10 protein-coding genes are annotated in these 10,628 nt (G+C 67.0%); 4 read left to right on the plus strand and 6 right to left on the minus strand.

The annotated features are described in order from the left end of the window. Positions 1 to 19 precede the first annotated feature (19 nt). Genes QRO93_RS12375 through yidD form a run of 3 tightly spaced genes read right to left on the minus strand, consistent with a single transcriptional unit; the run spans position 20 to position 2,470 of the window. Positions 20 to 868 carry a M23 family metallopeptidase gene (locus tag QRO93_RS12375; protein WP_053511829.1) on the minus strand — a complete coding sequence of 283 codons (849 nt, stop codon included), beginning with the start codon at positions 866 to 868 and terminating at the stop codon, positions 20 to 22. Beyond that, the gene (locus QRO93_RS12380) at positions 868 to 2,214 is read right to left on the minus strand and encodes a dihydroorotase (protein ID WP_006457238.1); all 1,347 of its coding nucleotides are present in this window, start codon (positions 2,212 to 2,214) and stop codon (positions 868 to 870) included. The genes QRO93_RS12375 and QRO93_RS12380 overlap by 1 nt, the downstream gene beginning before the upstream one ends. 1 nt (position 2,215) lies before the next feature. Beyond that, the gene (gene yidD, locus QRO93_RS12385; protein WP_006457236.1) at positions 2,216 to 2,470 is read right to left on the minus strand and encodes a membrane protein insertion efficiency factor YidD; all 255 of its coding nucleotides are present in this window, start codon (positions 2,468 to 2,470) and stop codon (positions 2,216 to 2,218) included. Positions 2,471 to 2,742: 272 nt separating this feature from the next. On the opposite strand from yidD, the gene dksA reads away from it, so the two are divergent. Next, positions 2,743 to 3,972 (plus strand): RNA polymerase-binding protein DksA, encoded by a 1,230-nt coding sequence (gene dksA / locus QRO93_RS12390; RefSeq protein ID WP_180880711.1) that lies wholly within the window; start codon positions 2,743 to 2,745, stop codon positions 3,970 to 3,972. Between the two features lie 105 nt (positions 3,973 to 4,077). On the opposite strand, the gene QRO93_RS12395 is transcribed toward dksA, so the two are convergent. Genes QRO93_RS12395 through cysS form a run of 3 tightly spaced genes read right to left on the minus strand, consistent with a single transcriptional unit; the run spans position 4,078 to position 7,205 of the window. Next, positions 4,078 to 5,325, minus strand: a complete 1,248-nt coding sequence (locus tag QRO93_RS12395; RefSeq protein ID WP_006457191.1) for an MFS transporter — start codon at positions 5,323 to 5,325, stop codon at positions 4,078 to 4,080. Further along, entirely contained in the window at positions 5,322 to 5,774 is a 453-nt protein-coding gene (locus QRO93_RS12400) for a SufE family protein (RefSeq protein WP_049458275.1), read from the minus strand. The genes QRO93_RS12395 and QRO93_RS12400 overlap by 4 nt, the downstream gene beginning before the upstream one ends. Positions 5,775 to 5,828: 54 nt before the next feature. Continuing rightward, complete coding sequence (cysS, locus tag QRO93_RS12405) at positions 5,829 to 7,205, minus strand: cysteine--tRNA ligase (protein ID WP_180880709.1); 1,377 nt, start codon at positions 7,203 to 7,205, stop codon at positions 5,829 to 5,831. A 186-nt stretch (positions 7,206 to 7,391) separates the two neighbouring features. Here cysS and QRO93_RS12410 point away from each other — a divergent pair, with 186 nt between their 5' ends. The 3 genes from QRO93_RS12410 to QRO93_RS12420 all read left to right on the plus strand — a co-directional run bounded on the left by QRO93_RS12410 (position 7,392) and on the right by QRO93_RS12420 (position 10,600). After that, positions 7,392 to 7,955 (plus strand): hypothetical protein, encoded by a 564-nt coding sequence (locus QRO93_RS12410; RefSeq protein ID WP_049458277.1) that lies wholly within the window; start codon positions 7,392 to 7,394, stop codon positions 7,953 to 7,955. A 319-nt stretch (positions 7,956 to 8,274) separates the two neighbouring features. Then, positions 8,275 to 9,285, plus strand: coding sequence for an N-acetylornithine carbamoyltransferase (locus tag QRO93_RS12415; RefSeq protein ID WP_180880707.1), 1,011 nt, complete (start codon positions 8,275 to 8,277; stop codon positions 9,283 to 9,285). A 118-nt stretch (positions 9,286 to 9,403) separates the two neighbouring features. Next, on the plus strand, positions 9,404 to 10,600 hold the full coding sequence (locus tag QRO93_RS12420; RefSeq protein WP_053450318.1) for an argininosuccinate synthase: 1,197 nt from the start codon (positions 9,404 to 9,406) through the stop codon (positions 10,598 to 10,600). Positions 10,601 to 10,628 lie beyond the last annotated feature (28 nt).

Consider the following 10,628-nt stretch of genomic DNA (forward strand, 5'->3'; position numbering starts at 1 on the left):
CGCGCCCCCCCCACTACCGCTACTTCCGTTCCAGCACCAGCAACGGATCGATGCGGGTATCGAACCAGTTCATGCCCCAGTGCAGGTGCGGGCCGGTGGCACGGCCGGTGGCGCCGACGGCGGCGATCACCTGGCCCTGTTCGACACGGTCACCGACCTTCACGTCGATGCGCGACAGGTGCAGGAAGTTGGAGCTGACCCCGAAGCCGTGGTCGAGCAGCAGCGTGCCACCGGTCAGGTACAGGTCCGGACCGGCGAAGGTGACGATGCCGGCGGCCGGCGCCTTCACCGGCGTGCCGGTCGGCACCGCGATGTCCATGCCGGAATGACCTGCACCGGGCTGCCCGTTGTACACGCGCGCATTGCCGAAGCGGCCGCTGATGCGGCCCTGCACCGGCCAGATGAAGGTCTGGGTGAAGTCGGTGCGGTCGTCATCGCGGGCACGCGCGGCAGTCACCTGCGCCTGTTCGCGCTTGATCCGCTCGGCAATCGCCGGTGGCGGGTTGACCGTCTTCGGCGGCACGCCGTTGACCCGTTCGGTGGGCCAGTCGCGTGGCGTCACCGCGATGGTCGCGGTCTCGCTGCCACCATCGGGGCGCTGCACCTGCACGCGCAGCGGGCCCTTCTCGTCGCGGCCGATACCGAACACCACGCTGCCATAGCCGCTCACCCGCAACTGCCGGCCGGCGTACTGCACGCGGCTGCCGGCGGGCACCTTGCCGATCACCAGCGCGCCCTGCGACGCGCTGGCCGGAAACACCACGCGGCTGTCGATCAGGCTGCCGATGCCATCCTGTGCCTGCGCCGGGGGTGCAGAAAACAGGGGCGCGGCCAGCAGCAGCGCCCCGATCATCAGTGCCGGGCGCATCAGCGGTCGTAGGTCATGCGCTGGCCGGCGGGCTCGCCCACCAGCTTGCTGCCGTCCCACACCTGCTGGCCGTTGACCCAGGTGGAGGCAATGCGCGAACGGAAGGTGGTGCCTTCGAACGGCGACCAGCCGCACTTGGACAGCACGTCCTCGCGCTTGACGGTGAACGGCACGTCCTCGACCAGCACCAGGTCGGCGAAGTAGCCCTCGCGCAGGAAGCCGCGCTCCTCGACATCGAACAGCTGTGCCGGGGCGTGGGCGAACTTCTGCACCACCTGCTCGCGGGTCAGCTTGCCTTCGTGCACGCGCTCCAGCGCGGCTACCAGCGCGTACTGCACCAGCGGCAGGCCCGACGGCGCCTGCGCATAGGGCTTCTGCTTCTCTTCCCAGGTATGCGGGGCGTGGTCGGTGGCCAGCACGTCCAGCACGTCATCGGCCAGCGCGGCGGTGATCGCCTCGCGGTCGGACACTTCCTTGATTGCCGGATTGCACTTGATCAGGTTGCCTTTGGTCGCATAGTCCGGGCGTGCGAAGTGCAGGAAGTGCACGCAGGTTTCGGCGGTGATCTGCTTGCGGCTGCCGTCGGCGCGGATCAGCGGGCCCTTCTCGAACAGCGCCAGCTCGTCCGCGGTGGAGATGTGCAGCACGTGCAGGCGGGTGCCGTGCTTGCGTGCCAGCGACATCGCCAGCCGGGTCGACTTGATGCAGGCTTCGCGCGAGCGGATGTCCGGGTGCATGTCCGGGGTCAGTGCGTCGCCGTACTTTTCCTGGAAGGCCTTCAGGTTGGCATCGATCATCGGCGTGTCTTCGCAGTGCGTGATGATCGGGGTCGGGCATTCGCGGAAGATCGCGTCCAGCGTTTCCGGGTTGTCCACCAGCATGTTGCCGGTCGAAGCGCCCATGAACACCTTCACGCCGGGCGCCTTCTTCGGGTCCAGCGCACGGATCGCTTCCAGGTTGTCATTGCTGGCGCCGTGGTAGAAGCCGTAGTTGGCCCACGCGCGGCCGCGCGCCAGTTCGTACTTGGCTTCGAGGATGGTCGAATCCAGGGTCGGCGGATTGGTGTTGGGCATGTCCATGAAGCTGGTCAGGCCACCGGCGACGGCGGCAGCCGATTCGCTGGCGATGTCGCCCTTGTGGGTCAGGCCCGGTTCGCGGAAGTGCACCTGGTCATCGATCATGCCGGGCAGCAGCCAGCGCCCGGCCGCGTCCACCACCTGCTCGCCGTCGCGCGGCGTCAACCCGCTGCCGATCTGCGCGATGCGGCCGTTCTCGATGCGCAGGTCGCCGTCGAAGGTGCGGCCTTCGTTGACCATGCGGGCGTTGGTGATGAGGGTGGAGGACATGTCAGTGTTTTCCTGTGCAACGGCAAGAGGGGGCGTTGGGAGAGTCGGGCACGGGGTCGAAGCCGCCGGGATGGAACGGGTGGCAGCGTCCCAGGCGGCGCGCAGCCAGCCAGCTGCCGCGCAGCGGTCCGTGCCGCGAGATGGCTTCCATCGCGTATTCAGAACAGCTCGGCACGAAACGGCAGCGTGGCCCCAGCAAGGGGCTGATGAAGCGCTTGTAGAAGCGCAGCAGGGCGATGAGCAGGCGCGAGATCACCCAGTCATCTTATGCCAGTTGGCATGAAGGCCGCATTTGTGCAGGATGGGCCGTTGGTCGCATGTCGCCGATGGCCTGCGACCGGTACCAGCACCTTCGGGTGCTGGCCAGGTTCCGTACCGCGCGAGGCGGTCCGTGTTCGTCGGACCGCCCCTTGGCTGGCTTGGCTCCAGGACTGAATGGAGCAGGGCCGCTGAGGTTGCTGCTGCGGGTCGGGTAGGCTATAAAGGCCCGCTTTCCCGGGCCCCGGGGAATCCAAGGAAGAGCGTTTCGTGGCTGCTAAAAAAACTGCAAAGAAGGCCGCAACGGCCGCCAAGAAAACCGCCAAGCCTGTTGTGAAGAAGTTGGCGGCAAAGCCCGTTGCCAAGAAACCGGCCAGCAAGCCGGCGACCAAGGCAGCGTCCTCGCAACCGGCGGCCAGGAAGGCCACCGCAAAGAAAACGCCGGTCAAGGCAACCAAGCCGGTGGCGAAGAAGGCCGCCGCGCCCGCCAAGGCCAAACCTGCCGCTGCCAGCAAGAAGGCGCCGGTGGTGAAGAAGGCTGCCAGCAAGGCTGCGCCGGTCAAGAAGGCCGCAGCCAAGCCGGTAGCGAAGAAGGCAGCAGCCAAGCCGGCGCCGAAGGCGGTGGTGAAGAAGGCTGCGGCCAAGCCGGTCGCCAAGCCTGCAGCGAAGAAGGTGGCTGCGGCTAAACCGGCGGCCACGCCTGCCGCTGTAAAGAAGGTCACCAAGAATGTTGCTGCGCCGGCCGTCAAGCCGAGCCCGGCCCCAGTAGTGAAGTCCGCACCGAAGCCGGCTGCCAAGCCGGCCCCGGCCAAGCCTGTCCCGGCCAAGACCGCGGCAGTGGCAGCAGCCCAACCGGCCCCCAAGCCGGCCCCGGCCGCCGCACCTGTTGCTTCGAAGGCCCCGCAATCCAAGAATCCCGTGCCCGTTTCGAAATCGCCTGCCAAAACCGCCGTGAAATCCGATTCCGCCCCGAAGACCGTGTCGCGCCCTGTCGGCAAGGTTGCCGTGGCCGTCGCCGCCCGCTCGGCTGCACCGGCCCCGCGCAGCAAGTACAAGGTGGTCGAGTACAAGACCGACGAGGCCACCGGCCGCCCGATCCTGCCGGCTGGCTACAAGCCGTCCTCGGAAGAGGAGTACATGAGCCCGCTGCAGCAGGAGTATTTCCGCCAGCGCCTGCAGAACTGGCGTGCGGACCTGGTGGAAGAGTCCAAGCAGACCATCGAGAACCTGCGCGAGGAAGTGCGTGACATCGGCGATGAAGCCGAGCGCGCGACCCGCGAGACCGAGAACTCGCTGGAACTGCGTACCCGCGACCGCTACCGCAAGCTGATCGGCAAGATCGACAGCACCCTCAAGCGCCTGGAAGCCGGCGACTATGGCTACTGCGTGGATACCGGTGAAGAGATCGGCCTGGAGCGCCTGGAAGCGCGCCTGACCGCCGAGCGCACCATCGACGCCCAGGAGCGTTGGGAGCACCTGCAGAAGCAGCAGGGCGACTGATTCCCGGCCGTTGTCTGGTCATGCAGAAAACCCGGCCTCGGCCGGGTTTTTTGTTGGGCTTCCTGCCTTTTGTAGAGTCGAGCATGGCTCGACTCTACAGAACAGCTATTGCAGGTCGCGAAGATTCAACTTCCGCAATGTCGGGTTCTTCCACGCGGTGATCCCGGCCACGCTCAGTACCGCGAACCCACCCAGCACCACCGCCGGCACCAGGCCCAGCAGCCGGGCCATCGTGCCGGCGTAGAACGCGCCCAGTTCGTTGGACGAGCTGATGAAGATGCCGTTGATCGACGACACCCGCCCGCGCATTTCCTCCGGCGTGGCCAGCTGCAGGATGGTCGAGCGGATCACCACCGACACGCCGTCGAACGCCCCGTAGAACAGCAGGATCAGCGCCGACAACCAGAAGTGCTGCGACAGCCCGAAGCCGATCACGCACAGGCCGAAACCGGCCACCGCGAACAGCAGTACGCGGCCGGCATTGCGGTGCAGTGGGTGCCGGGCCAGCCACAGCCCCACGCACACCGAACCCAGCGCCGGCATCGCGCGCAGGATGCCCAGCCCTTCCGGACCGTGGTGCAGGATCTCGTGCAGAAACGCCGGCAGCATCGCCACCACGCCACCCAGCAGCACCGAGAACATGTCCAGCGCCATCGCGCCGACCATGATCCGGTTGCCCACCACGAAGCGCGCGCCTTCGGCGATGCTCCTGAAGATCGGTGCGGCCGGGCCGGTGTGCACCGGTTCTTCCACCTTCAACGTGGCCAGGCACCCCATCGCCACCAGCGCGAAGACCGTGGCCACCGCATAGGACAGGCCCTTGCCCCCGAAGCCGACCAGCACGCCACCCAGTGCCGGACCGGCCACCATGCCGGCCTGGAACACCACGGCACCGAGGCCGGCGCCACGCGCGAACTGGTCGCGGGCCAGCACGCGGGCAAACAAGGCGTTGTAGATCGGCGACAGGAAGGCGCGCACCATGCCGGTCAGTGCGATGGCCGCATAGATCGGCCACACGCCCTCAAAGGGCAGCCAGCCCTTGGCCACGCTGGTCAGCACCAGCGCGGTGGCGATCAGCCCGGAGCAGGCGACCATGCCCAGCCGGCGCCGCGGCAGATGGTCAACGAGGTAACCGGCGAACGGCGCCACGCAGAAGAATGGCAGTACCTCGGCCAGGCCGACCAGGCCCAGCGAGAACGGATTGCGGGTGACTTCGTAGATATGCCAGCCGACGGTGACCGCGACCACCTGGTAGGACAGCATCGCGAAGATGCGGTATGCCAGCAGCCTGGCGAAACCGGGCCGGGACAGCAGCCCCAGCGCGGTGTCTTCGGCCGTGGCAGGTTCGCTCACGACGGATCGCGCTGCAGCTGGGCCTGCGCGGTCTCGCGGATGAAGGCCAGCATCGCCGCCACGCCGTTGCTGCGGGTGGGCGAGAGGTGGCGGGCCAGGCCGATGTCCTGGATGTAGCTCGGTTCGGTGTCCAGGATCTCCTGCGCGGAGCGCCCGGAATACACGCGCAGGGCCAGGAAGATCAGGCCGGAGACGATGGCCGAGTCACTGATGGCGTGGAAGCGCAGCGACTGTGCGTTGCCTTCCGGCACGATCCAGACCATCGACTGGCAGCCGAGCAGGCGGTGCTCCTCGGTCTTCCATTCCTCCGGGAAGGCCGGCAGCTTGCGGCCGAGGTCGATCAGGTACTGGTAGCGCTCGGACCAGTCGCCGAAGAAGCCGAATTCCTCGGCGATGGCGGTCTGGGCCTCGGCGGCGGTGGGTTCAAGCGGGAACGGGGAATCGGTCACGACAGTCTCTACAGTGGGGGCGTGGCCGGCAGACCGGCCACGGGGCAGGGCAGGTCAGCCGCGCTTGCGCGACCAGCGCACGCCCTGCGGGGTGTCTTCGAGCACGATGCCTTCGGCGGCCAGCTGGTCGCGGATGGCATCGGAGCGGGCGAAGTCGCGCGCCTGCTTGGCCGCGGCGCGCTCGTCGATCAAGCCCTGGATGCGCGCATCGTCACCGTCAGCGCCGGCGGCGGTACCGAACCACTGCGCCGGATCGGCCTGCAGCAGGCCCAGCGCCAGGCCGGCGCCAAGCAGTTCGCCCTTCAGGCGTGCCTGTTCGGCCGGATCGGTGGCCCGGCGAGCGTCGGCCGCGATGCGGGCCACTTCAGCCAGCGCCTGCGGTGTGTTCAGGTCGTCATCCAGGGTTGCCTCGACCGTGGCCGGGATCACCGCGCTGGCCTCGATCGACGCCAGCTCGCGCAGGGTGCCGTACAGGCGGTCCAGGGTGCGCACCGACTGCTCGATCAGGCCATCGGACCAGTCCAGCGGCTGCCGGTAGTGGGCCGACAGCAGGGCCAGGCGCAGCGCCTCCGGCGGATGCTGGCGCACCAGGTCGTGCACGCGCTCGATGTTGCCCAGCGATTTGCTCATCTTGGCGCCGCCGAAGTTGAGCATGCCGTTGTGCAGCCAGAAGCGGGCGAAGATCTTGCCACCATGGGCGCACTCGCTCTGTGCGATCTCGTTCTCGTGATGCGGGAACTGCAGGTCGACGCCGCCGGCGTGGATGTCGATGGTCTCGCCCAGGTGCGCGGCGGCCATCGCCGAGCATTCGATGTGCCAGCCCGGGCGCCCGCGGCCCCACGGCGATTCCCAGCCGGGCAGGTCGTCGCTGGACGGCTTCCAGAGCACGAAGTCGCCGGGGTCGCGCTTGTACGGGGCCACGTCGACGCGGGCACCGGCCAGCATCTCTTCCGGGTCACGGCGCGAGAGCTTGCCGTAGCCGTTGAAGCTGGCCACCGCGAACAGGACGTGGCCCTCTGCGGCGTAGGCATGGCCGCTGGCGATCAGCTGCTCGATCATGGTGATGATCTGCGGCATGTGCGCGGTCACTTCCGGCTCGATGTCCGGCGGCACCACGCCCAGCGCGGCCATGTCTTCACGGTAGGCGGCGGCGAAGCGGTCGGTGATGGTGCTGATCGGCACCCCCTGTTCGCGCGCGGCGGTGTTGATCTTGTCGTCGACGTCGGTGATGTTGCGGGCGTAGCGCAGTGCGCCGAAACGCCGCCGCAGCAGGTCGGCCAGCACCCCGAACACCACCGGGCCACGGGCGTTGCCGATGTGCACGTAGTTGTAGACCGTCGGGCCGCACACATACAGGGTCGGACAGGCCGGATCGAGCGGGGTGAACGGTTCGAGCTGGCGAGTCAGGTTGTTGTGCAGGCGCAGGGTCATGGGGCTGTGGCTGGGGGACAAGCCTGCGATTTTAGAACGTGTCGGCCCCTTTGGGGGCACTGGCTGCCACCGCTGGACGCGGGTTCTCCCAAGGTGGGGTGGGCAGGAGCGGCGTGGACGGGTAATGTTCAGCCCCTTGCGCTCGTCACTGCCTACACTATTGCCGTGTCCTTGCTCCCATCGCCAATGAAATCCACCGCGTTGCTGACCCTGGCCTGCCTGTCGGCGCTGCCCGCCGTGGTGCTGGCGCAGGAGGCCGAGCCCCGCAACCGGGTGGTGATCGTGGAGAACGTGAAGTTCGACTATGCCCAGGTGCTGAACGTCGAGCCGGTGTTCCAGACCCTGCGCGCGACCCGCACCGAGGAGCACTGCGAGCCGGTCTCGACCCGGACCCTGGCCCCGGTCAACGTGACCGGCGAGGAGCCGGTCGAGGACAAGGGCCGGATCAGCCGCTTCTGGGACTCGGTGCGCTCGATGTTCAAGCGCAGCGATGAAGAGGCGTCCGAAGAGGTTGCCGCCGAGACGCCGGCCCCGGCGCCGGCCAACAATGGGCCGATGCTGACCCGCGACTGCCGCATCGTGCCGGTGGGGCGTGAATTCCGCCGGCCCATCGCCTACGACGTGGACTACGTCTACAAGGGCACCAAGTACCGCTCGCGGCTGCCGGAAGACCCCGGCAACCGGCTCAAGATCCGGGTGTCGATCACCCCGTGGGTCGGCCCCGAGCAGGGCACCGCCAGCAATCCCTGATTCTGCGACCCCGGCCCCTTGCGCCGGCCCCGGCCGCATGCAAAGATGGATGACCATGAAGCTCACCGACTTCCAGCACGACAGCAGCGCAGCCCGACAGGCGTCGGGCATGACCTCGCGTGCGCGTCGACCGGAACCCCACATCCTCGCTGGGTAACCGGAGCTTTTTGCTGTTCGTCCGAAAAAAACCCAGCCGCCCGGCTGGGTTTTTTCGTTTCTGCGTTCTGAAAGCTGCAACTGCAACCTTTTCGTTCCACCTTTGGTTCCTGCTTTTCCCTTCCACCGCGTCGAACCCGGCGCCGCCACGCAAGGAAAGATGATGTCCCCCAAGCACTTCCTGAACACCCAGGACTGGAGCCGCAGCGAGCTCGACGCGCTGCTGACCCAGGCCGCGCTGTTCAAGCGCAACAAGCTCGGCGACCAGCTCAAGGGCAAGTCGATCGCGCTGGTGTTCTTCAACCCGTCCATGCGCACCCGCACCAGCTTCGAACTGGGCGCGTTCCAGCTCGGCGCGCACGCAGTGGTGCTGCAGCCGGGCAAGGATGCGTGGCCGATCGAGTTCAACCTCGGTACGGTGATGGACGGCGATACGGAAGAGCACATCGCGGAAGTGGCCAAGGTGCTGGGCCGTTACTGCGACATCATCGCCGTGCGTGCGTTCCCGAAGTTCCAGGACTGGGCCTACGACCGCCAGGACATCGTCCTCAACAGCTTCGCCAAGTACTCGCCGGTGCCGGTCATCAACATGGAGACCATCACCCACCCGTGCCAGGAACTGGCCCACGTGATGGCCCTGCAGGAGCACTTCGGCACCCAGGACCTGCGTGGCAAGAAGTACGTGCTGACCTGGACCTACCACCCCAAGCCGCTGAACACCGCCGTGGCCAATTCGGCGCTGACCATCGCCACCCGCATGGGCATGGACGTGACCCTGCTGTGCCCGACCGCAGACTACATCCTCGACGAGCGCTACATGGGCTGGGCCGAGCAGAACGTGGCCGAGAGCGGTGGTTCGCTGAAGATCAGCCATGACATCGACAGCGCCTACGCCGGTGCCGACGTGGTGTACGCCAAGAGCTGGGGCGCGCTGCCGTTCTTCGGCAACTGGGAACCGGAAAAGCCGATCCGCGACCAGTTCAAGCACTTCATCGTCGACGAGCGGAAGATGGCGCTGACCAACAACGGTGTGTTCAGCCACTGCCTGCCGCTGCGCCGCAACGTGAAGGCCACCGACGCGGTGATGGATTCGCCGCAGTGCATCGCCATCAACGAAGCCGAGAACCGCCTGCATGTGCAGAAGGCGATCATGGCCGCGGTTGCCGGGCGCTGAGTCAAACAAGGGGTAGAGCCGACCGTTGGTCGGCTGCTCCCGCAGCGGCGCATCCAACATTTCAGCCGACCAGCGGTCGGCTCTACCGAAATCTCATCACCAAGTGGACCTGACCCCCATGAGCAACAAAGACGTCGTTCTCGCCTTCTCCGGCGGCCTCGATACCAGCTTCTGCGTGCCGTACCTGCAGGAGCGCGGCTACAACGTGCACACCGTGTTCGCCGACACCGGCGGCGTCGATGATGAAGAGCGCGATTTCATCGAGAAGCGCGCCGCCGAGCTGGGCGTGACCAGCCACGTCACCGTCAACGGTGGCCCGGCCATCTGGGAAGGCTTCGTCAAGCCGTTCGTGTGGGCCGGCGAAGGCTACCAGGGCCAGTACCCGCTGCTGGTCTCGGACCGCTACCTGATCGTCGATGCCGCGCTGAAGCGTGCTGCTGAACTGGGCACCAACATCATCGCCCACGGCTGCACCGGCATGGGCAATGACCAGGTCCGCTTCGACCTGGCGGTGAAGGCGCTGGGTGACTACCAGATCATCGCGCCGATCCGCGAGATCCAGAAGGAACACACCCAGACCCGTGCCTACGAACAGAAGTACCTGGAGGAACGCGGCTTCGGCGTGCGCGCCAAGCAGCAGGCCTACACCATCAACGAGAACCTGCTGGGCGTGACCATGTCCGGTGGCGAGATCGATCGCTGGGAAGCCCCGGGCGAAGGCGCGCGTGGCTGGTGCTCGCCGCGCAGCGAATGGCCGGAACAGGCGCTGACCGTGACCCTGAAGTTCGTCGAAGGCGAAGCGGTCGAACTGAACGGCAAGGCGCTGCCGGGCGACCAGATCCTGGCCCAGCTCAACAAGCTGTTCGCCCCGTATGGCGTCGGCCGCGGCGTCTACACCGGCGATACCGTGATCGGCCTGAAGGGCCGCATCGTGTTCGAGGCGCCGGGCCTGGTCTCGCTGCTGGCCGCGCACCGCGCGCTGGAAGACGCCGTGCTGACCAAGCAGCAGAACCGCTTCAAGCCGGACGTGGCGCGCAAGTGGGTGGAGCTGGTGTACGAAGGCTTCTACCACGACCCGCTGAAGACCGACATCGAAGCCTTCCTGAAGTCCTCGCAGGCCAAGGTCAACGGTGAAGTGGTGCTGGAGACCCGTGGCGGCCGCGTCGATGCGGTGGCGGTGAAGTCGCCGCACCTGCTCAACACCAAGGGTGCCACCTACGCGCAGTCGGCCGACTGGGGCGTGGAAGAGGCTGAAGGCTTCATCAAGCTGTTCGGCATGAGTTCCACTGTCTATGCGCAGGTCAATCGCGGTTGACCTGTGACGGTAGTGCCGGCCGCTGGCC

The sequence above is a fragment of the Stenotrophomonas maltophilia group sp. Smal17 genome, assembly GCF_030237045.1.
GTDB classification, from domain to species: Bacteria; Pseudomonadota; Gammaproteobacteria; order Xanthomonadales; family Xanthomonadaceae; genus Stenotrophomonas; species Stenotrophomonas forensis.